21 protein-coding genes are annotated in these 22,922 nt (G+C 37.2%); 5 read left to right on the forward strand and 16 right to left on the reverse strand.

Features of this window, described 5'->3' with window-relative positions:
* Nucleotide 1: 1 nt before the first annotated feature.
* On the reverse strand, nucleotides 2–202 hold the full coding sequence (locus tag AC4IFT_RS08720) for an acid-shock protein (RefSeq protein ID WP_490730802.1): 201 nt from the start codon (nucleotides 200–202) through the stop codon (nucleotides 2–4).
* 400 nt (nucleotides 203–602) lie between these two features.
* Between AC4IFT_RS08720 and AC4IFT_RS08725 the strand changes: the two genes are divergently transcribed.
* Nucleotides 603–1,073 carry a GNAT family N-acetyltransferase gene (locus AC4IFT_RS08725; RefSeq protein WP_490751106.1) on the forward strand — a complete coding sequence of 157 codons (471 nt, stop codon included), beginning with the start codon at nucleotides 603–605 and terminating at the stop codon, nucleotides 1,071–1,073.
* A 68-nt stretch (nucleotides 1,074–1,141) separates the two neighbouring features.
* On the opposite strand, the gene AC4IFT_RS08730 is transcribed toward AC4IFT_RS08725, so the two are convergent.
* The 3 genes from AC4IFT_RS08730 to AC4IFT_RS08740 form a co-directional block, all read right to left on the reverse strand.
* On the reverse strand, nucleotides 1,142–1,879 hold the full coding sequence (locus AC4IFT_RS08730; protein ID WP_490751107.1) for a phosphatase: 738 nt from the start codon (nucleotides 1,877–1,879) through the stop codon (nucleotides 1,142–1,144).
* Nucleotides 1,880–2,097: 218 nt separating this feature from the next.
* The gene (gene alr, locus AC4IFT_RS08735) at nucleotides 2,098–3,330 is read right to left on the reverse strand and encodes an alanine racemase (RefSeq protein ID WP_490751108.1); all 1,233 of its coding nucleotides are present in this window, start codon (nucleotides 3,328–3,330) and stop codon (nucleotides 2,098–2,100) included.
* 247 nt (nucleotides 3,331–3,577) lie between these two features.
* Entirely contained in the window at nucleotides 3,578–4,561 is a 984-nt protein-coding gene (locus AC4IFT_RS08740; RefSeq protein WP_490730810.1) for an aldo/keto reductase, read from the reverse strand.
* Between the two features lie 100 nt (nucleotides 4,562–4,661).
* On the opposite strand from AC4IFT_RS08740, the gene AC4IFT_RS08745 reads away from it, so the two are divergent.
* Nucleotides 4,662–5,555, forward strand: a complete 894-nt coding sequence (locus AC4IFT_RS08745) for a LysR family transcriptional regulator (protein ID WP_490751109.1) — start codon at nucleotides 4,662–4,664, stop codon at nucleotides 5,553–5,555.
* 420 nt (nucleotides 5,556–5,975) lie between these two features.
* Here the strand turns inward: AC4IFT_RS08745 and ptuB are convergent, their stop codons facing one another.
* From ptuB to AC4IFT_RS08760, 3 genes are read right to left on the reverse strand one after another with little or no spacing between them, the layout of a single operon-like run.
* Nucleotides 5,976–6,647 (reverse strand): retron Ec78 anti-phage system effector HNH endonuclease PtuB, encoded by a 672-nt coding sequence (ptuB, locus tag AC4IFT_RS08750; protein WP_375084279.1) that lies wholly within the window; start codon nucleotides 6,645–6,647, stop codon nucleotides 5,976–5,978.
* Between the two features lie 5 nt (nucleotides 6,648–6,652).
* The gene (gene ptuA, locus AC4IFT_RS08755; RefSeq protein WP_210782888.1) at nucleotides 6,653–8,293 is read right to left on the reverse strand and encodes a retron Ec78 anti-phage system effector ATPase PtuA; all 1,641 of its coding nucleotides are present in this window, start codon (nucleotides 8,291–8,293) and stop codon (nucleotides 6,653–6,655) included.
* Complete coding sequence (locus AC4IFT_RS08760) at nucleotides 8,286–9,218, reverse strand: retron St85 family RNA-directed DNA polymerase (RefSeq protein ID WP_210782886.1); 933 nt, start codon at nucleotides 9,216–9,218, stop codon at nucleotides 8,286–8,288. The genes ptuA and AC4IFT_RS08760 overlap by 8 nt, the downstream gene beginning before the upstream one ends.
* A gap of 1,069 nt (nucleotides 9,219–10,287) precedes the next feature.
* Between AC4IFT_RS08760 and AC4IFT_RS08765 the strand changes: the two genes are divergently transcribed.
* Nucleotides 10,288–13,035, forward strand: a complete 2,748-nt coding sequence (locus AC4IFT_RS08765; protein ID WP_490751110.1) for a hypothetical protein — start codon at nucleotides 10,288–10,290, stop codon at nucleotides 13,033–13,035.
* A 738-nt stretch (nucleotides 13,036–13,773) separates the two neighbouring features.
* Here AC4IFT_RS08765 and AC4IFT_RS08770 read toward each other — a convergent pair.
* The 9 genes from AC4IFT_RS08770 to AC4IFT_RS08810 all read right to left on the reverse strand — a co-directional run bounded on the left by AC4IFT_RS08770 (nucleotide 13,774) and on the right by AC4IFT_RS08810 (nucleotide 19,645).
* Nucleotides 13,774–14,004 carry a type I toxin-antitoxin system ptaRNA1 family toxin gene (locus AC4IFT_RS08770; RefSeq protein ID WP_115983585.1) on the reverse strand — a complete coding sequence of 77 codons (231 nt, stop codon included), beginning with the start codon at nucleotides 14,002–14,004 and terminating at the stop codon, nucleotides 13,774–13,776.
* 75 nt (nucleotides 14,005–14,079) lie between these two features.
* Nucleotides 14,080–14,337, reverse strand: a complete 258-nt coding sequence (locus tag AC4IFT_RS08775) for a hypothetical protein (RefSeq protein WP_240105184.1) — start codon at nucleotides 14,335–14,337, stop codon at nucleotides 14,080–14,082.
* Nucleotides 14,338–14,349: 12 nt separating this feature from the next.
* The gene (trbL, locus tag AC4IFT_RS08780; protein WP_490751111.1) at nucleotides 14,350–15,699 is read right to left on the reverse strand and encodes a P-type conjugative transfer protein TrbL; all 1,350 of its coding nucleotides are present in this window, start codon (nucleotides 15,697–15,699) and stop codon (nucleotides 14,350–14,352) included.
* An 11-nt stretch (nucleotides 15,700–15,710) separates the two neighbouring features.
* Nucleotides 15,711–15,947, reverse strand: a complete 237-nt coding sequence (gene trbK, locus AC4IFT_RS08785) for an entry exclusion lipoprotein TrbK (RefSeq protein WP_490751112.1) — start codon at nucleotides 15,945–15,947, stop codon at nucleotides 15,711–15,713.
* Nucleotides 15,948–15,957: 10 nt separating this feature from the next.
* On the reverse strand, nucleotides 15,958–16,737 hold the full coding sequence (gene trbJ / locus AC4IFT_RS08790) for a P-type conjugative transfer protein TrbJ (protein WP_490751113.1): 780 nt from the start codon (nucleotides 16,735–16,737) through the stop codon (nucleotides 15,958–15,960).
* 105 nt (nucleotides 16,738–16,842) lie between these two features.
* A complete protein-coding gene (gene traJ, locus AC4IFT_RS08795) occupies nucleotides 16,843–17,205 on the reverse strand; it encodes a conjugal transfer transcriptional regulator TraJ (RefSeq protein ID WP_490751114.1) in 363 nt (120 codons plus the stop codon).
* A gap of 589 nt (nucleotides 17,206–17,794) precedes the next feature.
* On the reverse strand, nucleotides 17,795–18,574 hold the full coding sequence (locus AC4IFT_RS08800; protein ID WP_036971681.1) for a hypothetical protein: 780 nt from the start codon (nucleotides 18,572–18,574) through the stop codon (nucleotides 17,795–17,797).
* Nucleotides 18,558–19,409, reverse strand: a complete 852-nt coding sequence (locus AC4IFT_RS08805) for a helicase RepA family protein (RefSeq protein ID WP_124725530.1) — start codon at nucleotides 19,407–19,409, stop codon at nucleotides 18,558–18,560. The genes AC4IFT_RS08800 and AC4IFT_RS08805 overlap by 17 nt, the downstream gene beginning before the upstream one ends.
* Nucleotides 19,394–19,645, reverse strand: a complete 252-nt coding sequence (locus AC4IFT_RS08810) for a helix-turn-helix transcriptional regulator (protein WP_490751115.1) — start codon at nucleotides 19,643–19,645, stop codon at nucleotides 19,394–19,396. Before AC4IFT_RS08810 ends, AC4IFT_RS08805 begins: the two co-directional genes overlap by 16 nt.
* A 92-nt stretch (nucleotides 19,646–19,737) precedes the next feature.
* On the opposite strand from AC4IFT_RS08810, the gene AC4IFT_RS08815 reads away from it, so the two are divergent.
* Nucleotides 19,738–20,916 carry a hypothetical protein gene (locus tag AC4IFT_RS08815; RefSeq protein WP_490751116.1) on the forward strand — a complete coding sequence of 393 codons (1,179 nt, stop codon included), beginning with the start codon at nucleotides 19,738–19,740 and terminating at the stop codon, nucleotides 20,914–20,916.
* Entirely contained in the window at nucleotides 20,916–22,775 is a 1,860-nt protein-coding gene (locus AC4IFT_RS08820) for a hypothetical protein (protein WP_490751117.1), read from the forward strand. Before AC4IFT_RS08815 ends, AC4IFT_RS08820 begins: the two co-directional genes overlap by 1 nt.
* Nucleotides 22,776–22,922 lie beyond the last annotated feature (147 nt).

Genomic DNA, 22,922 nt, shown 5'->3' on the forward strand with positions numbered 1-22,922 from the left:
ATTATATTGCTTTGTTGGTTTCTACCGTTTTGCTTTTATCCTCTTTTTTCTCGGCTTTTGATTTATTAGCATGGTGGGTTTTCGCAGTATGCTGAACTTTGGCTACATGAGTCACAGGTTCATTTTTTACTGTTGTATTCGCCAATGCAGCACCAGAAACAGCAATAGACATAACCGTTGCAATTGCTAATAACGTTTTCATTTTTGTACCTTAGAATTTTAAAGCAAGGATGTTCTTGCAACACTAATAAACCACAAATGAATATTCCCCCGCAATAGGACAAATTTAAAGATTTATAAATATTTTATAGGTTATTTTTGCGTATATATATTTGCAGTTTGTTGATTATTTATTTACTTTTCCTTTCTTTTTTATTATAAATGAAATCAAAAAATACTCTTTAAAAACAAAGCATTAATTATTATCCGCTTTTGATTTCAATTTTTTAATTATAATCACCCATTTAAAATCAATTAATTTGTTATCGCTTTTTTTAGTTTGTCTACACAAATTTAGCTTACCGATACTTTTATAACTTGCTTTCACCTTTTGTTTTTGGTTTTAATAAAATTATATGCAATGACATTATTTAGGTAAAAAAATGAAAGTTCGATTAGCCTCACCAACAGAAGCCAAACGGTTATGGCTTATTCGCAATCAAGCCATTCGTCATGGCTGTAAAACGAGTTACGACCCAGAAACGATTTGCAATTGGACGCCTGATGAAATGCCCCTAAGCTACATAAGAATGGTTGAGAACAACCCATTTTTTGTTGCTGTCAATGAACGTGATGAAGCCGTATCAACAGGTTTTTTAAATTTAGAATCAAATAGTATTGATGCGATATTTACTCTACCTGAGTATATGGGACATGGCGCTGCGGGCTTAATATTGGATGCAATAAAAGCCGAGGCGAAAAAACGAAAAATAAGCACCCTAACCTTAGATTCATCCCCGAATGCAGAACGCTTTTACCAAAAACACGGGTTCATGTCTATTCGCCATGAAAACTATTATTCGGCACTTGCTCAGACTAATCTTGCCTGTATTCATATGAAAATAGCGTTGTAAGACACAAAAAATAAAAGCCGTTAATTCTTATAACGGCTCTATTCTTTGCAAATTATCTTATTAGCTAACTAAAAATCGGCAAATTCAAGGATTGGTTTACGTCCATGGGATTCAAGAAAATCCAATACTCGACGTGGGGTCACATTTAAAATTTGTGATTGAGGGAAATCAATCGATTCAAGCATTTCCACTACGCGATCAAAACGCCCTAAATAACCCGCAAAATGGGAGTCAGAGCCTAACGCAACCCAACCCCCTGTTTCTTTTACTGCTTTCGCAATCTCTAGGCAGTTTTGTTGGCTACCCGCTCTTGAATGTAGAAAAGATGAATTATTCATTTCTAATGCCACATTGCACGCTTTGGCGGCTTGAGCAACCGCTTTAATATCAATCGGATATTTGGGATTACCAGGATGGGTAATAATTTGAACTTTTCCACTGCGGATCGTCGCAATCATTGCTTCGGTATTATCTGCAAGGCTTTGCGGCTCAAGAACGGGTTCGTGAAAGCCAGCGAGAATAATGTCTAAGTGGCGAGCAATTTTTTCATTACAATCTGTTTCACCTAGCTTATTTTTGATATTCGCTTCAATGCCATACAGTAAACCGACACCATCAACAATGCGTGGCAAAATAGGCATATTACCAAAATGCCATTCATGGGGTGCATCTTGCATTTCAGGGCCATGGTCGGTGATTGCAAATAGCTTTACCCCACGGCTTGCCGCCTCGGCAAAATATTCATTAACCGTACTGTAAGCATGGGTGCTGGCAATGGTATGGGCATGTAAATCAACTTGATACATAAATAATATCCTTCTTATTCTACTATTTGCTTTCTGAGTCTATCCGCTCAGACAAGGTTCAACCAAGCTAACATATCAACGTGAAGGTTTCGAGAGTCATTCACCTAAACAGCACGTTATCAACACATAGCAATATATTGCATAAAATCCTAGGCTATTTTTAGAATAAAAAAACCCGCAATCAATGCGGGTTAAAATATGTTGAGTGAAAAATAAGTTTAATCCACTAAGACGCGTTTATTGGTAGCGCCCCAAAGGATAGACATTTCTGTAAATAATGCACCGCTGATGTCTTCTACTTCTTCAGCGGTAACCTCCTCATTACCTTGTTTACCAAAGAACACCACTTCATCACCCGGACGGACTTGTTTTAAATCGGTCACATCCACCATCACGGTATTCATTGAAGTTTTTCCTAATACAGGCACTTTCTGGCCGTTGATCAGTGCATGCCCTGTATTACTAAACACTCGACGATAACCATCTGCATAACCCACAGGGATATTTGCTAAAACAGAGTCACGTTTTAATGTAAAGGTACGGTCATAGCCGACAGTGTTGCCTTTAGGATAATGATTTACTGAAGCTATATTTGATTTCAATGTCATTACACGTTTGTAGTCGTCTGTTGCAACGGTATCACCGTAAAAAATACCACCAACACGCACCATATCTAACCATGATTCAGGCACAGTAATTGTTGCATAAGTATTCGCGACATGCAGTGTGACGTCTTCACGTTTTAGACCCGTCACATTTAATACTTGTTGAGACTCTTTGTTAAATTTAGCGAGATCTTTGCGGATTTGCGCCTCATCTTCTTCTGGGTAATGGGACATAATGCCGACAATTTTTAACTGAGGTAATTGTGAAATCAGCTTCGCTTCATTAAGGCCCGTTGGGGTACTGACTTCTAAACCATTACGTGACATACCGGCGGAATTTAACGCAAGGTGGATAGGAATGACTTTATTTTGCTGTTTCGCAATGGCATTTAAGCGCTGCGCCATTTCTAAGTTACCAATCAGTTCTTCCGTTTGGTACTGTGTCGCTTGCGCCATTTCCTTTTCGGTTGCACTTCTAACGCGCATTAAACGGCCTTTAAAACCAAGGTCTCTCACCGTTTTTAATTCTTGGTTATTGGTCACGCCAATACATTGCACATTATTAGCAATCATCACTGGCGTGACTAATGAGAGGTCATGCCCATAAGCATCGCCTTTGAGAACGGCACACATGGATGATTTATCCCCTAATAGCGCTTGAACTTTTTTGATATTAAAATCCAATGCACTTTCTGAGATTTCAATCCATGAATTGTTCACAATCACAGGCTGTACTTGCGCTGCTGGCGCTGCAATTGAAGTGTTATTTGTATTGGTTGGCTGCTGGCATGCAGTTGCTGCAACAAAAAGAGGGAGTAATGCCAAATATTTTAAACGAAATGCCACAAGGTTTTTCCTTAGCTGTTGTCATGTTGCCCCAACTCATTATTTTTATGATTACAGGGCATGGAAATATACACAAAATGTATAACTTCTTTGGATGATAGCAATTTAAGGAAATTGAACAAGTAATAATTCACTTTATTTGCATAAAAAACCAAACTATCTTACAAGATCATTTCGTATTGATAATATAAAGGCATCCATTAAATATCAGATGCCTAAACACTGTTATTCCCTGATTAATCCCTATTTAAGCATTAATCCCCTTCATACCCTCAACAGAATATCGGGATCCCGCTGGTTGAAAACGGTCTATGGCATGCTTAATTTGACGTAAATCCTCTGATGTTAAATGAATATCAGCCGCGCCAAAGTTGTCTTCAAGATGTTTTACTTTATTCGTTCCCGGTATTGGCACAATGTTATCTCCTTGAGCCAACAACCACGCCAGTGAAATCTGTGCAGGTGAACATGATTTTTGCTCCGCCATCTGAATAATAAAATCAGATAATGTGCTGTTAGCCTTGAGGTTCTCAGATGTAAAACGGGGTAATCCCTTTCGAAAATCGCCACTGTCAAACGAACTCTTATCATTAAAACGACCCGTTAAAAACCCACGGCCTAAAGGGGAATACGGTACAAAACCAATACCCAGCTTTTGGCAAGTTGGCAAAATTTCAGCTTCAACATCACGCGTCCAAAGGGAATATTCTGTTTGGACTGCGGTAACGGGAAACACAGAATGTGCCTGTTTAAGTGTAGCCGCGCTCACTTCAGATAACCCTATGTGTGCAATTTTCCCCTCAGCAACTAATTGCGCCAATGTTTCCATTGTCATTTCTATTGATGCTTTTGGATCTAGGCGATGAATGTAATACAAATCAATACAATCGACACCTAATCGACGTAATGAACTTTCACAAGCACTGCGAATATATTCAGGGCTATTATCAATTCTACGCTCATATTCCCCTGCGCGGCGTACAATGCCACACTTTGTTGCAACCTTGATTTCTGCATCCGTCTGTTTAAGAAAATCCCCAATCAGTTCTTCATTATGAAAATTGCCATATGTATCGGCTGTATCTAGCAATGTGCAACCAAGTTCTGCCGCCTTATGTAGTACAGCCATCGCCGCCTGATCATCTTGTGGTCCATAGAACTCACTCATTCCCATGCAACCTAGCCCAATTGCCGAAACTTCGAGCCCATTTCCTAAAATACGTTTATTCATCATCTGCCCCTTGGTTTATTTAACGTATTTGAGTATATTTTCCTAAAATGGCTATTCATATGGGCAATATTAACAATCAATTTTCCAAAAATGGAAAACAGTGAGAAAGAAGATGAACTGGGATGATGCCAAAATATTTTTAGCTATTGCACGAGAAGGCACGCTAAGTGCTGCATCCAAGGTATTAAAACTGGGCATTGCAACGACATCACGGCGCTTAGAACGACTCGAAGAAGCATTAGGCGTTCGATTATTCACTCGCGATCAGCTTGGTTATAAACTTACGGATGAAGGAAGTGCGTTAATTTCACAGGCAGAGGCTTTAGAGCAAGCAGGCTTCGCATTTAGCAATGCTGCGCACAAAAAGAATGAAAGCGTTATGGGTCATGTTTGCTTAGCAACTGCACAAGGCTTAGCTGACCACCTTATTATCCCTGCTCTACCATCGTTAACTGACGTTAACCCCAATCTAACCCTCGAAATTGTCACAGGTGTTTCAACCGTTAATTTGCATCGACGAGATGCCGATATCGCTCTACGTATGGTGAGACCTGAGAGTGGTAATGTACGGATCCGCAAATTAGGTACTCTTGGCTTCGGCCTTTATGCCTCAAAAAGTTATTTACAACGCAGACCTAATCCAGATAGGCCTAACAACTTAGAATATGATGATTTTATAGGTTGGTCAGAAGCACAACAGCACCTTAATTCTGCGCAGTGGCTAGAAAGAACCCTCAGAGGAAGGTCTTGCCGGTTGACTACGACCACAATGTCAGCTCAATTTAGTGCTGTACAAACGGGTCTTGGACTCGCCGTTTTACCCCATTTTATTGCAAGAAAAATGGGTTTGATTTGTCTACTGGATGATATTGGCTGCGACCAACCAATTTGGTTAGCCATTCATTCTGACCTCGCCCATTCACGAAGAATACGTGTTGTTGCCGATTTTTTGACTGCATTAGTTTCTGATAATCAAGAAAAATTGATGCCATAAAAAAAGCCCATTTTTACATGGGCTTAAGTCGTTATTTTGCTAGTCAGTGCTAGCGAGTTTTTATTGGGAAATTATTCCCACTCTAGTATCAATGATAAGGAAATAAATCTATATAACAGATAGTTAGAATGGTAATCACTATCGATACCATCATTAATGCCATACACAGAATTTTTTGATTTTTGTTGCTCGCCGACGTTTTAAGGTTTGCCCAGGCAGATAATTCAGCCATATCACGATGAAGCTCTTACTTATCTTCAGGGGTAAAAAAATGTCGCCCATAACTCTATTCAACTTGTCACTATATTCTTTATAGTATCTCATCAAAAAGTGAGCTATCCACAAGAAACCTTAGAGATACTTTTAAATTATTTTTAATACAATCCTTCACAACTATTCAGGTTATGGCTTATCAATCAATTAAAACTGTTCATTATGCATCCACAAATGTTCCAATGCCGTTGAATGCTGAACTGTTTTAATTCTTTTTAATGCTTCAGATAACTCCGATTCTAAAAGTTCAATTAGCTCGCCGTTCTCATCATCAGCTAGCATCTTCCAATAAGTATCTGCCAAACTCTTTTCTCCCGCAATAGCAGCTTTTCTAGCGTTTTCGAGTGTACTGTCACCATCAAGATTGAAAATAACAATAGTGTTGTCAGCAATTTCTTTTTGTTCTGATGTTAAAGAAGTTCTAGCTCTAATTTTTCCAGTATTAAGAAACAGCATTAATTCACTAGGGTCCATTTCATCTGGTTTACATACCTTAGCTAAATCTATATTTTTAGCTTTTAAATCCTCATCTTTAAACTTCCCACAACGATTCGGATTGTTACATGAACCAAATAAATTATTCCAATTAAATGTCATACTTGGGTCGCGGCCCTTTTGAATAAAATGTTCAATATGTCTTTTGGTATTATCTTCATGTAACTGACACTCACAATATGCACAAAAGCCATGCTGCATGATATTGAGTTTTTCCCAAATATCGCTAGTTAAACCATTGCTAGAAATAACAGACCAATTGTCTTGGCCATGCCTGAATTGAGCTAAACACAAAGGAGATGAACCACGAACTAATTTTTTCATCAGAATCAATTTCCTTTAAGTGCTCTGGCCTTTAATTTGAATTCTTGAGTTCTAATGTCTCCTTTAATTTTCATAACCTCAGGATGTTCAGTGCCGAAATGATTAACTATTTTATCAAATAATTTTATACCATCCTCCGACTGCCAAAGTTTCTCTGCTATCAAACTTGAATAGTCAGAAATCCAATTTGCTTCGCACACTGGAGGTACAGAAAATGTTCCCATAATCTGTTCTAGGACATCAGAGCTACACACACCTTTGGTCTGAAATATTGGTTTGTCTATAAAAGCAACTCCATTATTATCAAATCGAAGTATACGAATACAATCTTTATCTACAGTAGAAAGCACTTGAGGGCTATGAGTGGTCACGATGAACTGTAGGTTAGGGAACATTTTTTGAAAACCTATTAGGATCTCTTGTTGCCACTTTGGATGAAGGTGTAATTCAATTTCATCAATAACTACAATTCCATGCCCATGTAAAGGGGTACTAGAGTCAGGATTTAACTTAACTAAACGCCTTGCCAGGTCTCCAGAAAGAGCTACTAACATTTTTTGACCTTGTGATAACTGGGCAATATTCACTCTATTTCCAAAGTTATCAACCATTAGTCTGGCTCTTCCTGAACTACGATCGACCTCGAGATTCTTCACATCTGGAACAAGTACCTCTATTGCTCGATTGACTAAATCTAAATGTCTTTGATATTTTGCTGAGGATTTAGTTTTTATTAAATTTTCTAATTCCTGTTTTTTAGCATTTAGCTTAGCATTGAATACATCATTTTCTGGAGGTACTTGGCCAGCGTACACATCATCAATAGTAGCCTGCAGCGTTGAGATCTGAACCTTCAGATCTTGAACTTCCTTATTATCTTCACCTTTTGCTCTATTTACGAGCTCAATATAAAGCTTAGAAAAGTCCTCTAGTTTTCCGCTTCCATCCAACGCGGTCTTAAGGTCAGAAAATCTATTACTAGCACTATCTCCTGACGCTGTTTCTGTGATCGTTGAAGATAAGGAAAAGTCTGAACGTTCAACTGAATAGAATACTAAAAGGGGAATATGTATTGATGGATTTTTGGCTATACTTTTATACATATCGGCAACTTGCCTTATAGCAACCACATCTGTAGGAGAACTACCCTCATATCCCAAAACAGTACTACCTAAGCTCACATCAAAGGTATTCTGATTATCAAATTTAAATTGAGTCATGACTTCACTGAACTCTTTAGAGCCAACATGAATATCACTCTCTGTAATTGGTCTACCAACTACGTCTGTTTTTTCCAGATTATTATTCAACCATGAAAATGTCTTCGCAATAGCTTCTACAACACTCGTTTTACCTGCGCCATTAGCGCCTATAAGTACAGTAACTTTGTCATCGAATGAAATATCAAGGTCTGTAAATCTTCTAAAATCAGTCAGGTGCACTGAAGATAAAGTAAGTTTCTTTTCAAGAAGCGCGGATTCTACTTTATTTAAATATTGATAAGCTAAGTCCTCATTTTTATGCGCCACATTCTTACCTTCAGAGTAATTTCTAAACAACTGATACGAAGATTGAAAATTACCTTTATCTGAGCTTTGAACTAGGTGTTTAACAGACCTACTTCTATTTTTACGTAACTTAGTCATTTGACTCCTCTATAATTTGAGTAATTAACTCAGAGGTATATTTTCGTTTCAATGATTGAATAAACATGGGCTCGACATGCTTAGCAAAAGCAATAAGTCCTCTAAGATGTTGTCTGTCATCAGTATCAAGTATATTTAGTTGAACTTGGTGCACTAAATGTTTGATATATCTTTTTCGTTCTCTTCCTAGAGAGAGAACTCCATCATTAGTAATGGTTATACCTGTTACATGCCTATTATGAGCTTTAGATGAGAACCTAGTTTTCTTCCTATTAATTCTTATCGCTCCTCCAAATAATTCAGCCAACTTATCTTTTATGAGCTTAGGAACGACAAAGAGAGAATCCTTATGCTTGGTCGAGAAGGTCATGTCATCAGCATACCGAGTATAAACAATTTCTTTTTCAATGCATAAATTGCTAACAGCGCAATCAAATTGGTACATAAAGAAATTAGACACAAGTGGAGAACTTGGTGCTCCAATACTAAGAACTAATGCGCCTCCAGTTTTTTTACTTGGACACCAGAAAAGTAAGTTTTCTAAAGTTTGCTTATCTTGGTTTGAGGGTAAAGGAAGTATTGACTCCCAAACTTCCCAAAATATTTTATTTGAAATGGAATTGAAAAAATTTTCAAGATCCAGCTTAAGTAGGTAAGAATTATTTTTATGAGCAACTGCATTTTGTTTGATACTCATACCTTTCCTATAAGCCATCGCTGAAGCATGGATAGGAAACTGTTGAATTTCTAAAAATTTACGCTGATATTCTTTCAACTCTTTAGATGGTTGAGCTATAACGCGATGCCCTAAAGTACGCTTTGGAATAGTATAGACTTTATACCTTTTAGGCGCATTCTGAAGAAAACTAGTGACTTCGCCTTCACTCTTTTGCAACATTAATGCTAATTTTTCTATCAACATCATATCTAACCCCATAAAGAAGCCCAAGAGCAGCACTCTTGGGCTGGGCTCAACTCTTTACTAGAGGAAGCGATAGGTTCGCAACCTGATTGACGAACGGGTGAGGAGATCAGGTTGCGAACCTATCGCAACCATAAAACCGTTCAATAAATTAGAGTCTGGCTAAACACCCGACTAGACGAATTCGTCCTAAGCTAAAGAGCTCTTACATTATACAATAAGTGTATGAGCTTATTCAATTTAATGTTGGAGTCGTTCTAACCTTCATTATGTGCCACAATCGAGGAATCACCTTCCCCACGCCGGAAAGTATGCTCACTACTATTGTTGAGAAGACTTTTCCTTGAGAGCAACTAACTTAGCCATATTAATTATAATCCATTGATTTATATATTTATTGTGGTTTTTCACATTTGTAATATTCTAAGGAACCCAGAGCACATTTTAGGTAATAATGTAAGTATCTTGGAAAAATGTCCCTTTAAACTGGGGCAGGTGTTAGTGATTAAAGAGCTAGACATGGTATGGGGACAAAGAGGAAAACCAGTGATAACATTTGATTGTAAACTTCTTAGAGACTCTTACCAGAACGATTTTGGTGCAGTTTTAGTTTTTCGATTGGTTAGTACCTAAGACAACAATAGACACCAACTACTACGTGTGCTGGTTAGCTCCTCCTCATAAGCTGCTGAACCGCTATATCCGCCATCTCTAGTGCTGGATGTTATTTTTAAAAAATATCACTCACGTCTCGCTCTTGAATATACAATAAAAGACACCGCCCTGTCTTGCTGAGTAGAGTGATAAAGAGTATCCAAAGTATGCTTCGATCCTACAACTATACCGAGTCAGTGGTACTGATTCTTGTTCCTAAAACTCAAAACACACTCTAGCCCATGCCTGTTTCGTATCAATGCTAACTCTAATTTTGCTTTCTATTTATTGATCAAAATAAACTAATGAATATGATACTCATTGCTTATCGTCTGATCATATTACAGGCGATTTTACTTAGTATTGAATGTATAAAGCTTCAATACTATACATCCTATGACTATGCTTAGGAATGAAGATGAAACAAGAGTTAAGAAATACATATATCGCACGCATAACGAAAGAGATGTCGGAAGTCTTAACAGGATCGACATTCGAACGTTTTGGATACATTATCGTTGAACAAGTCTTTAGTGACTATGAGCTTAATCATCGAGGGACAAATTTAGCTGGTGCCCCGGTAGGCCATGCCGTGGATACCTTCTCTTCTTGTAGCCAAGTCGTAGCTGAGTATAGTACCGATGCTGGATACTTTATTGACTTTAGAAAAATCGAGAACGACAAAGTTCATGCTCTAGAGCACTATCCCGAGTCACTAAAAACTCTCTTCTTGTTAAGTAATCGTGAGTGCCCGCCAAAATCGCAACGGCGTGTAACAGAATTAGTATCAAATGCTGAAGCAACAAATTCAATAGAACTGATAATTTGGGATGCCCGTAAAATTGCCGAGTATATTGTCAATGATCTATTGTTCGATGAAGCCGTAACCGAACGCTTAGCGCATTTCTTACCGTCAATTAAAACAATCCGAAATGAATCTGCTCTCAACTTAACCCTTCCAAAAGTCGAAGATTCCTACCAACCGAGAGCCGACATAGAGTCTGAGTTATCTCATCGATTACTAACGGGACATTCATGTGTTGTCGTAGGCTTTGGGGGGGCTGGAAAAACGAATCTAGCAATAGCTATAGCAAACTCTATTAAAGAAGAGTTCGATCTAGCATTATGGCTGGATGCTTCTGAAGTACAAAATTTAGGTGATTTAGGACACTATGATGTTTACCGCAATGGACATCAGGTCAATATTCTTGGACTTCTTAAATCAAAGAAAATACTTCTAATTCTTGACAATTTATTTGCACCAGTAAGTCAACAACACCTCGAAGATATATGTTTTAACGAATCTGTTATTTTGGCTACGCGAAGAAATGTTGTTGATAAAAGTGATTGGCAACTACCACTACTATCTACTGAAGTTGCTAAATCTATTTTAGAGTACGACACAGAAGCACCATGTCCTGAATCTACCTTTAAGAAGGTCTACGATGTTGTCGGTGGTTACCCACTTATTTACGGGCTGATGAATGCAAATATACGTTCAGATGACTACGAGTGGGAAGATATTGACAGTGACTGTGATGCTATTTTGGAATATGAAGATGATAAAAACCAGAAGCTTACAGAAAGATTACTTGGTCACCTTCAAGGAAGTTTAGCTACACAACTTTCATTTTTGAAGGCATGCGAAACTAAAATTATTGATTTAGATTTTGCTAAGGCTTCTATTAAACCTATTGGTGTAAAAAAACTAATTAAATCTACTATTGTTACCAAATCGAATCTTGGATTTTTGAAAGTACACGATGTCATATTTGAAGCCCTAGCAAGCCTAGATATAGAACAGTCAAATATTTCAGGCCTATTAAAGGATTATCTAGAAAATACCGAAGCAGAAATGTGGGCTGCATTTTTGAGAGTATCACATCGACATCAAGAGCTAATTTACCGCTTGTATAAGTCAACTGGTGATAGTATCTATCTATACTCAAGTTTGATTGCCAGTGTACCTTCTACATTAAATAAGAGTGAGATTGCTTCACCATCAGACCAGTTCGCGAATATAAGTAGTTTTTTGCCTAAGATAGAACGAACTCAAGTTTTGGCTCTTATAGAATCGATAGAAAACATTTATTTATTGGATAAAGAAACATCTATAGATTTTGCTAAATCTGAGCTGGAAAAATCATTATCAATCTTTTTGGAGCTTAAAGGGTTAGTGACAGAAGATATTGAACTACTTAAGCTTGTTATGCACCACTATGCTAAGTGCTTACTTAGATTAAACGAAGAATCGAAAGCTGAAACTGAGTTTGTTATTCTTAACCAAGAGTATGCTTCTATGTACGAAGTGAAGCTCCAGCTAGCACGAATTTATTCAAAATCCGATAGAGCTATAGAGGCCAAGCAACTAATAGAAGAAATCCTCGATGCTTGGCAAACCGAAAGTAGCCCTTCAATCTCTGTGGCACTAGCCTCTTTTGAGTTAGTTTCTCGTACATCGATGAGAGAGTATAAAAAAGAGCTCAATGAAAAGTATTCTGACCTTATTTCATTAATTATAAAGGAATCGATGGCATTTGGTTATGACCATTCGTATCGTGCTTTTAGTGTTTTTGCTGGGGATTGGGCATTCAATCACCCAGAGAAATTTTTAGACATTTTTGGCTACTTACCTTTACCCCCGTTTTCTTTAATTTCTGATGACAATACTAAAAACTCAGTTGGAGATCTCTATCGTGAGGCTGGAAAAATTCACCTTAGAATGAATGACCCTAAAGCCGAAGTTTATTTAAATTTAGCGCTTGAATTTTACATGTCGGTAATACGTCGAAAACCTTTTCATGTACGTAGGATCGCGGAGACACGTTGCTTACTAGGACAATATGAAGAATCCGAGACAATTTGTTTGGAACTTCTCGATAATAATGATAGCGACCCGTTCGTATATTTCTGGTTATCGAAATCATTATTTGGTATGAATAAATTTTCAGAAGCGTTAGAAAGAATTGATGTTGGGATTGATAAACTTCAGGACTTCTCAGCTAGTTTTGAAGCCTCATTCCTAGAAGTTAAAAGTGACATTCACCGAGCCTTAGGATTAGAAGACTATATTGGCTTACTTGACGCTGGAGTGCGTAAGAGTGACTCCCCTAAGTATGCCTCTCAACTAAAAGAAAAGATCCTTAGTCTCAGCAATCAAAAATAAAAATTTTTTAATTAACAATTCACTATAAGATGAAGGTGGCTAACTAACTTAGAGCCTAAGATGCTTGCAAAAATAACAGACATCTTAGGTTGTTGTGGAAAAAAATTGAAACCATTCGTATTTTATTGCTTATGAGTGTAATGACATAGTTAATTTGGCCACTATAATCAAAATAATATAACCGATATTAAGCTATATAAATCTTCCTGAGGAAATTGATAAAACCATTTGCGGGAAATATCCTTTCTTCATTTCTAAAAGTATTTATATATGCACCCTTCTTCATGCAATTCAATGTTTACATTCATGGGGATGGGAATATGAATAAGAGATATATGAACTACTACGCAAAAGATCACTTCTAGGTAACTTAAAGAAACCTAGGAGCACTATGAAAAAACTAAAATTGCAGTACCAGAACCCTGAAACTTATTTTGGAATAAAAAGGGAATGGAAATACTACCCTTTCCTTCGCAGTTGGATACATAAACATTTCAGTACCAAGCAAGAGAAAGGTTACTACTTTTTACACAAATTTGAGTATAAAGATTACCCGTTAAGACTACGATCTGCTAGAGGAAAGCAACTGGCAACTCCCTGGGATGACTACCCAACAATGACTTATAAGCTTGGAAAAAGCTGGAAACATAACTCCAAAAGAAAAAATCAATATTTTCGACAGAGCTGACTGCTTCAGCAGATAAAAAGGCGGCTAATTACCGCCTTTGAATCAACAAATCATAATATTAACAACACTTCCTGAAGCTTAGCCTGTGCTTCCTGAAAATCCTGTTTTGTTGCATCTCCGGTTTCTGCCTGGTAATAAAGTACCGTAAACATGTTGGCAACCGCTTCGGCAACTTGAGAGATCTCACGTGCAGCATCTTGATTTATAAACTCTAACGCTGCCAGTTCGCTCGCTACGTGATGAATTGTTTTTTGAACTTCTGTATTATATGGAGTTGTCATATATCACCTCATATCCAGGTGGTCTGTGAAAATGCAGGTCAGTGCACCATCACTGGCCTGCGTGCTTTAAAAACACTAGCTAGTAAGCCCCGCAGCTATTGAAAATGGACTATCTTCCGATTTCTCCTCAAACACATTACTGGCTAGTTCACTACAAAATCCCTCATTTTTAACTTCAATTTCACTCTTTTTAATGAAATTAGTTATTTCTTCTGTCGCATCTACTTTTTCTTCCGCGAGCACAACATCAATCGGCTCATAGGCAACTTTTGCATTTAAATCCGCATTCTGGTCAAGTAAATCAAATGCTACCAAGAAGCTACTTTGTTTCATGTTCAATGCCTCTTATTTATCTGATTTGTTACGATTAACAAAGTCATTAACCTCATCATTATCAGGATCCATACTGTGCTTATCCCCGCCTGACAAAGCATTATCGGAAAACTCGGCCCTATCAGCACTTGTCTCTGCCATATCATCACGAATAGGCGAGTCTGCATCCTTAGTGCGGTTTTGGGGGCTTACAGAAGATCTATCCGTGCTATCGAAACCAGCGGCTTTGCTGAAAGGTGAATCGCCTGAATCAGTACTAGACCCACCACTTCTATTTTGTGTTGTCTCACTACCTCCACTTGGCATGGCTCCATCAAGCATGCTGCTTTGTGCTTGTTCAAAAGCCGCCTTTATCGCACTGATACCACTAGTCGCATTAGCAGCCCCACTTGCTATCGCACCACCTGCTATTTTCATCCCTGCAGCCCCCATACTTGTCGCTGTCATCACTGTCCCCATCGCGGCTCCTGCACCGAATGAACCAATCCCCATCGTTCCGATATTACCGCCAGAAACTAAACCTGAAATCATCGGTGGAACCTTGTTCACTAAAAACAGTAAGCAAAGAGAAATAACTAACATCACGGCTAATTCCTGGCTTGCCATGTTCTCGCTAATTTTATTGTGATAATCCAGCAAGAATTGTTTACCAATAGCGACGATAAGCACCATAGACAATAGCTGTGCAGCTATACCAAGAATGGATTTGTAATAGTTGATCGCCATGTCAGAAGTCCATCTGGAACCGCCAAAACCAAGGAAAAACACGCCTGCGTATAATAAAATCCAACTGGCAGCTAACAGTAATAATAAATTCACTGAGATAATGGCTAATACAACCAGTACTGCCAATGCCATTAGCTCCATCATTAAAGCTGTGGCAAACTCCTTCCAGCTTAATTCTGACGTTGCCTCAACAGTCCTGTCATATAATTCAAAGCCCATATCTAAAATGCTGGAAGGACCTAATTTACTGCTACTCAGCCCTCCCGCTTCGGCTCCCAACTGTTGCAATGAATCCACTATTGAACCTGCTATATTCATTCCGTGCGTTGCATTCGAGAGTAGCCACCAATAGAAACCAGTGAAAATAGTAAAACGAACCAATTCAGCAAAGAACTCACCAATATCCGCTTTACGTAGCGCCATCATGCCAAACGTCCACACCATAGAAATAGTTACTAATGTCCAGAATAACCGACTGGCAGCACCTTCTATTGTTGGAGCCCAGGTTGAGGCTGCGCTATGAAAACGATTAAGAACATCATTCATCACACCGCTACTACTTAGTTCTTGTGCTAATGCAATATCAGGAAATAACCCTAATATAATTAAGAAACAACATGAGATAGTGACTTTCATAATTTTTTCCCTTAAAAGTTGTCTTCTGGACTTGATTTAAATTCCCACTCTCTCATTCCCTTCGATTTTCTTATGGAGTTACATTCACCAATAAATATTTTCTGTAAACTCTTATCTTTAATTTCCGATAATGACTTTTCATAATTATCTTCATGGCATGTTATTTTATTAGCCTCTATTATTGTTCTTTCACATCCAGTTAAAAAAACACAAAATAAAGTCAACGCGATAAAAAATAAATTACTCATATTTATTACCTCAATAATTATCGGTTGGGCTTGGTTGATAATTCCATGTCCGTAATTGTTTTTCTCTTGCTGCACCGCGAGCCTCATCATCCAGTTCAGAGGATAATCTAGCCGCAGCGGCATTCTGCTGAGTAATTAATAAACTACGAATTTGTAATAGCTGGTTTGCCTGATTACTCGCCAATTGGTTTGCATAACCAATTGCTGCTAATTGTCCATTAGCGCCTTGGGCTGCTTGTTGTAAACGTTGTAATTTCCTTGCATCTTCTTGTATATTTTTTTGCTGCTGATCTAATCCACGAAATAGCGCATCGTTCGCAGATTTCTGCGATTCAAAAGCCAATATGCGATTTTCTTCCATTGCTTTTTTTTCTGATGGCGTGCATCCGCCTCTACCATTAAAGCAAGGAGATCCTCGATAATATGAAACATCCTGGAATTTACTCAGGTATGCATCCAAGCTTCCTAATTGATTCTGATAGTGCTGAAGTGTATCCGTTGCCTGTAATAAATTATCAATCGTAGTTTGAGCCTGATCCCAGATATAGGCCGCAGGTGCTAATGTGTTTTGTAATTGATTTTCATATTGTTGTAGTTGAGTTTGGTACTGTTCAATTTGCTTCGCTGTTTGGGCTACAGCTTCCATAGCAGACATAATGTTCTGGCTTAAATTCGTACCATCAAGTACGGGAATGCCTGCTGACATAGCAATTGGGGACTGTATGTAAGTCACAGTTGTAATTGAAGCGACAAACATAATTTTAGCCGCTAAAATTTTTATTTTTTGCATAGGTATACCTCTTTATAAAAGATAATTAACATTAAGATGCTGCTTTTAATTACTGGATATTTATTTTTTAAGTCTGAAGTAAATTTTAGCCGCTAAAATTTACTATTATTTTTGCATTACAATATCTTTCATTATTCTTCCTATTTCATTTTGATTAGATTCTATTTTGTTTAATACTGCTCTTATGGTTACACTGCTAATGTTTTTTGTTTTGATATTATTTGTTAGCCATAATTTTAATAGCCCTCCTAACCGACCTAAATCACCATTTATTTTTGCTAGCTCTCTAACACATTCATAATCAACTATTCCTGTTATTCGGTAGCCTTGACCTACTTCCCGTAAATATTTAGCAACTCTCATACCTGCTTTTCTAGCTTGAGATTCAATATTCTCTTTTTCACTTCGCAAACAATAAACTTTTATAGGCGTGCTATTCTTCCGTGTTTCGTTTAATTCTTTATTCATCATCACCTCATTAATAGCGGTAGCTTATAACCTCGTAGAGCAGGATTTATTGTTGAGCACCGAAGTGCGAATAAAATCGAGTGAAGAGCGACTAACAACTTGTTGGTAGTCCTACTTCACCTATCCTGCCCTAACTTCAGAGTTCATTACTTCACTTCATACTCATACAATAAATCGCTATTTTTTCGCTATACCTAAATTAACAGCTTTATATCACCACATTCTTACTATCATTTAATAATTTAGTGATAAAACAGCGATTAAATAGTGTCGTTATAGTGCTCAAATAGCATTTCAATAGCGTTTGAGTTGTGTTCTGGTAGTGTTAAAACATCATTTTATTGATTCGCCCTTTGGGCGAACCAAACGCCAGGAAAGAAGCTTTATTTCACAGATAAAACTTTGTTCCTTTCTTGGCGTTCAAACCATCGGCGTATGCCGATTGAATTTAGGTGTTATGTCCGCATAAAGCGGGCAATACACCTTTTGTATATCCTGAATAATTCTAAAGATCCTGCCAAAACCAAAAATATCGGGCCCCTGTGAGTCAACATCGGGCCGTCGTGAGTTATATTCGGGCCCCTGTGAGTTACTCTCGGGCCCCTGTGAGTCGTTTGACCCGATTTTCTGAATTGATATCAACGCCTATAACGCGCAAACTTTCTATATCATCTTTAATTCTGGTTCGATAATTACTCATTGTCTTTGCGCTAACATCATTGCCACTTACTGCGACAAATAATGTATCAAGATACCAACCACCAGGCGGGTTATTATTATGTGTTAGTACATGGCGAGCTACTGCCTGGCTAATTCCATGTTTCAGTCGTGCAATTAATTCAGGCCGATAATATAAAGACAAATCACGCTCCAGTAACATAACAAGCGCGATACCTAGTCTTACCTTCCAAAGCCTGCGAACTCCTCCCTGACTATCCGGAAGAGGATTATTCCTCGTCATTGGTGACGGAATAACATGATCAATTAAGCCACCAATAATACGCTCCCCAATTTGATCAAGTTTTGGAGTCACAATTTCAACTGTTGCAGCCTTCAACTCCAGAAGTAATTTATTTAACCTTCCTCCACTATATTGATTGTCTGATAATACTTTCCTCAGTTTTGCAGGGTCGACCAGCAATTCTATTCCGCCATCATTTATGTCTCGCCTACGTTCTGCCACGAAAAGCATACTTTCAACAATATCAGCGTGCCGTTGACCCAGTCTTCCTGTCACTCTGCACCTGCCAAATGAAGTATCAATCCACTGACCTTTACGCTCTAAAGGCTTTTTACTCGGCTGATAAATAACCACTCTCGCCTGTAAAACTGTGCTTGTTGGAACAAGCCTCTTACCAGTTATCGTCATCGCTCATCACCACTGCTTTGTTTCTGGTTACGTTCTGGCGTTTCTTTTTTGTCAAAGTAACTGGTAATAACACCCCGCCCTCATGACGTTGAAACCAGCGTTCAGTAAAAGGCTCACCATAATTTGCTTTACTGATACCAAAGCGAACAAAATAGTTCCTTTGGCTATGCTCTATGCCCCACTCAGCTGCCTCTTCAGGTGTCATAGCTGATAGATATGATTGCCAACGGATATTATCGACTAATACAGAGGAACCTCGGCTGGCTTGTTGCTGATCTCCTGTACGCATCATGGCAGCTCCTTTGCTTGAATGGTGCAGGAAGATGATTGAGCAATTTGTCTCGGTTGATATCGCTTCCATTTTTGCAATTACTTGCGCCATTGGACCACTGGCATTTTCTTCCTCAATATGAAAACGCCTTAAAGTATCCAAAATTAATAAACGTCTATTTTTTGCAATATTACGTAGATCATCAAACCATTCAGAAGACATAACATTTGGGGATTTGCCAATTAAAGGTTCAATCATGAGTGCATTTGCCACGGATTGCTGTTGCTTATAAGTAAGACTTGCACCTAAAGCATATAGTCTGTGATATATCGCTATCGTTGGATCTTCAGCAGGTAAATACGCAACATGACCTGTCATTAGCTCCCCCATTCCTAATAAATCAGGCCCACCTGCTATCTGAACAGCTAATTGCAAAGCCAGCATAGACTTACCTACACCTCCTGGAGCAACTATTGCCCCTACAGTCCCAGCGACCATATTGGGTAAAACATAGTCAAATAAAGGTGGTTCGTTTGTAAATGCAGACATTATTTCAATCGCCATGATAACTCCCTGCATAAATCTCCTGGTCTAGCCGCTTTTAACAATGTTCTGCGTCTTTCTTCTATCCAGTTTTCAACTTCAGCCAAATCCCAGGCAACGCTCCGACTTGTCAGCACAATACGACGAGGAAACTCCCCTCGTTGCTCCAGGTTGTAGATGGTTCGGTCTGATAATGGGATCATTTTCAACAATGTCTTACGGTTGATCAGCCTTTTATTTTTCACTGATATGCTCATTACTTACTCCTCCTAAACATTATTTGCTAGATAATGTCAGGCTTTGCTAGTACATTAACCATACCATTGGACAAAAAAGTTGAATTTATTAAATGGAACTAGAATTTGATATCCAAAAACGATTAGGTAAGTTCTACATTCCAATATGGGCTGGCTGTGATAAATCCGTAGCGGCTGCCATTACGATGTTTAGAGAACAATGGCATTCATATTCTCAAGTTTCCAAAAGCCATAATATAGTCAGATTAATCAAAGAATTAGTTGACCCAGCTGTATCTGAATACTTGAATAGTCTTCCAGACAACTATCTGCGATATAGTCCAATAGCGTCAGCTAAGCTAACTTACAGCGATTTAATCAAAATGAGAGGTTTTCATTACTGCTCGGATTGTATTGGCGATTATCTTAGGCCTTTTATTGAACATTCTACGTATACAGAGACAGATAAATTATTCATAGCTACTCAAGAAACATTAAAAAGCTTATTTTCCCACTGCAAAGGAAAACGCCCCAAAAGATCAAGGCTTGCACCTGATATCTACTTTAATACGGAAAGAAGCAAAGGATTATGTCGTCTTTGTGGCAACCCAACTGAGTTTTCTTCATTTATTACCAATTGGGATAACGACGGTTTTATTGATGATACTGAAGAAAAATATGGACTAAAGAAAGGGCCAGATTTTAGCCATAAATACTGTGCTCACCATAAACCACAATTACAAGATGGCTTTTGGAACCCAGCCTATAAACAAGCAATGCGCTCTTCTAAACAATTTGAATTGGAAGTTTTAAGATTATGTCGCCAAATAGCTAAACCAGAGCGTTTAAACGCTATGTCAGGTGATAATCTCATAGATGAGTATTTTTATTATTATCTTAAAAATAAAACAATAAATTACGCTCAATCACTTACATGTTTTGAGCATATCCAAAATACATTTTCTGGATCAATTACCGTTGATGAAAAAACATGTGAGAAAATAATTAGTATTGTTAATAACATGACAAATGCAGGAATTTCTTTGGGGCCTGATGATATAGATAAGATACGCAATATTGCCCGTGAAATGGTCAATTCACGTTTATCAGATAATAAAAAGCGCATGTTAGTTTTACGCAAAAAAGGTTTTAATCAACGAGAGATAGCTGAAATAATCAGCTCACTGATCGGTAAAAAATTATCACACCAAGCGGTATCTAAGGCTATAAAATCAGTTTGTGATAAATTTCAATTAAATTATATATCAAATAAGCATGTATACATGGAGTAATGAAATTGATACTAAATTATGATGGCTGGTGTAGAAGAATTGATTTAAATTTTCGAGCCGAGTATCCTTATATATCTACAAGAATATTCAAAATAAGTAACTATGAATATCATTTATATGCCATTGGCTTAGCTGAAGATTTCTCCCACATAGAGAAAATATTTGATAACAAAATTAGATATATAACAACACCTATAAAACTTGTTGCAAAAATTCCTGAAAAGTACGAGTATGAACTCACATCGATTGCAGATGAAAATATACCTTCAAATTTTGAAGGTATACCTTTTACATTAGATCAAATGCTGGTTCATATTGCGTCTATACACTCTAATGTAATGTTTTCACAAATCAGAGAGGATCATGAAAATAGCAGAATTATTATTGAACTAGCTCCAAACAGCAAACAACATGATCTTGATAATGTTGAAAAAACTACTAGTCAATTAAAATCCCCATACTCATTTCAAGTTATCATAGGGAATACTGAAGCAAAAAAAATTATAATGCATGATGAAGTATTCAGTATCGCACCATCTCAATATAAAAAGGATTTAAATTGTAATTTTTTAGAACGTGATGAAAGCCTATGGTTTGAAAATATTGATAAAATATATTCTGGCGAATTTAAAAAATCTGAATTATATTTCATTGAAAAAAACAAGTCTAGTTGCCTAGTGAATTTTTCTATTTTTAAAAATTCAAACTTAAGAAATCACTTATTACTTTATGATATAGTTTACTGCGTACTTCCCTTTTCTGAAAATATAAATAACTTTTTTGAAGATCAAAAAATAAGTAGATTTGAATTTTTAACTTTACTTAAACGAGGTCGGATTAAAATATTAAACATACAGCCTGAAATCAGATTAGATTATGGTTTACTTAACGAAGCATATAGCGAAAATCCGTCCTCAGTAATAAGCAGAAGAGCACTTTCAGCATTATCTGCTATCGATCTAGTTGAGTTAAACCAATCTTATATATTCAGTGACCCAGAATTGGAAAAACACATACTTCCTCTATTGAAACAAATTTCTGAGCTTACAGCTATTAATTTAGATTTAATCAGCAATTTCATACTTTGGCCAAAAAAAGCGTTAAGAAATAGCTTAGATACATTAAATCAATCAGGTCCTATAGGAATAGCTCAATATGGGGTCAATAATACAATTACTAGGTTATTACCATCTAAAAATAAACAAAGTTATGACTTTGAATTTACAGTTAATAGTAATCAGATTCATTTAGCACATGCTTTGGATGCTACATATTTTCCTTTCTATACTGAAAATGCAGAATATTCAGACCATCCCTATGCACTAATGATGGGGCACTTATTAAATTTTTATAAAAAGTATAGCTACCAAACATTGAGTCAGTGTTATGATATGAATGAAATGAAGATGATTACAAACCCTAGCTTATCTCTTATTTCTATATTTGATATTAATGAGTATATTCCAATATTAGAGTTTGAGAATGAATTGTCTAGTGGCACTACGCGTAAATATATGCAATCTTTGTTTTCAGAGTTAAGCACTCTTGACCAAACAGATAGGAATGAACGCATACACCAATATAATATTGAGCTTGAGAAAGCACTCAAAAATAAAAACAAGATCAGACATGGTCTAGATTTAGGATTAGATGCCTTAGGTATGGCTGTGCCATTTTTATCCACTATAAAAAAGGCACTTACATACCAAATAAAAAGAACAAAATCTAACGGTTCAGCCATACAAGTGACTTTTGATTTTATTGAAGATAAAGCTTTACGAGGAAATATGAAACAGCGTCAAATATCTCTCTTAACAAAAATCAATAGAGTTGCTAGGCTTAAACGCAGCTTAAAATAGATATATAATGATTTATATATCTGATCAGATTTGAGCTATTCTGTATTAATTTTCATACAGAATACTCAAATTTGTGTAATGGATATTACGCATTTATATCAATATTAACTTTATTATATAATCTTTAAAGTTATTCCTTTTCAGAGG

The sequence above is a fragment of the Providencia sp. UF-183 genome, assembly GCF_058246155.1.

What these genes read in the sequence shown, in the direction of transcription:
- AC4IFT_RS08720 (WP_490730802.1), bottom strand. Translation starts at nt 202, where the DNA reads ATGAAAACGTTATTAGCAATTGCAACGGTTATGTCTATTGCTGTTTCT.
- AC4IFT_RS08725 (WP_490751106.1), top strand. Translation starts at nt 603, where the DNA reads ATGAAAGTTCGATTAGCCTCACCAACAGAAGCCAAACGGTTATGGCTT.
- AC4IFT_RS08730 (WP_490751107.1), bottom strand. Translation starts at nt 1,879, where the DNA reads ATGTATCAAGTTGATTTACATGCCCATACCATTGCCAGCACCCATGCT.
- AC4IFT_RS08740 (WP_490730810.1), bottom strand. Translation starts at nt 4,561, where the DNA reads ATGAATAAACGTATTTTAGGAAATGGGCTCGAAGTTTCGGCAATTGGG.
- ptuB (WP_375084279.1), bottom strand. Translation starts at nt 6,647, where the DNA reads ATGAAAAAATTAGTTCGTGGTTCATCTCCTTTGTGTTTAGCTCAATTC.
- ptuA (WP_210782888.1), bottom strand. Translation starts at nt 8,293, where the DNA reads ATGACTAAGTTACGTAAAAATAGAAGTAGGTCTGTTAAACACCTAGTT.
- AC4IFT_RS08760 (WP_210782886.1), bottom strand. Translation starts at nt 9,218, where the DNA reads ATGATGTTGATAGAAAAATTAGCATTAATGTTGCAAAAGAGTGAAGGC.
- AC4IFT_RS08765 (WP_490751110.1), top strand. Translation starts at nt 10,288, where the DNA reads ATGAAACAAGAGTTAAGAAATACATATATCGCACGCATAACGAAAGAG.
- AC4IFT_RS08770 (WP_115983585.1), bottom strand. Translation starts at nt 14,004, where the DNA reads ATGACAACTCCATATAATACAGAAGTTCAAAAAACAATTCATCACGTA.
- AC4IFT_RS08775 (WP_240105184.1), bottom strand. Translation starts at nt 14,337, where the DNA reads ATGAAACAAAGTAGCTTCTTGGTAGCATTTGATTTACTTGACCAGAAT.
- trbL (WP_490751111.1), bottom strand. Translation starts at nt 15,699, where the DNA reads ATGAAAGTCACTATCTCATGTTGTTTCTTAATTATATTAGGGTTATTT.
- trbK (WP_490751112.1), bottom strand. Translation starts at nt 15,947, where the DNA reads ATGAGTAATTTATTTTTTATCGCGTTGACTTTATTTTGTGTTTTTTTA.
- trbJ (WP_490751113.1), bottom strand. Translation starts at nt 16,737, where the DNA reads ATGCAAAAAATAAAAATTTTAGCGGCTAAAATTATGTTTGTCGCTTCA.
- traJ (WP_490751114.1), bottom strand. Translation starts at nt 17,205, where the DNA reads ATGAATAAAGAATTAAACGAAACACGGAAGAATAGCACGCCTATAAAA.
- AC4IFT_RS08800 (WP_036971681.1), bottom strand. Translation starts at nt 18,574, where the DNA reads ATGACGATAACTGGTAAGAGGCTTGTTCCAACAAGCACAGTTTTACAG.
- AC4IFT_RS08805 (WP_124725530.1), bottom strand. Translation starts at nt 19,409, where the DNA reads ATGGCGATTGAAATAATGTCTGCATTTACAAACGAACCACCTTTATTT.
- AC4IFT_RS08810 (WP_490751115.1), bottom strand. Translation starts at nt 19,645, where the DNA reads ATGAGCATATCAGTGAAAAATAAAAGGCTGATCAACCGTAAGACATTG.
- AC4IFT_RS08815 (WP_490751116.1), top strand. Translation starts at nt 19,738, where the DNA reads ATGGAACTAGAATTTGATATCCAAAAACGATTAGGTAAGTTCTACATT.
- AC4IFT_RS08820 (WP_490751117.1), top strand. Translation starts at nt 20,916, where the DNA reads ATGAAATTGATACTAAATTATGATGGCTGGTGTAGAAGAATTGATTTA.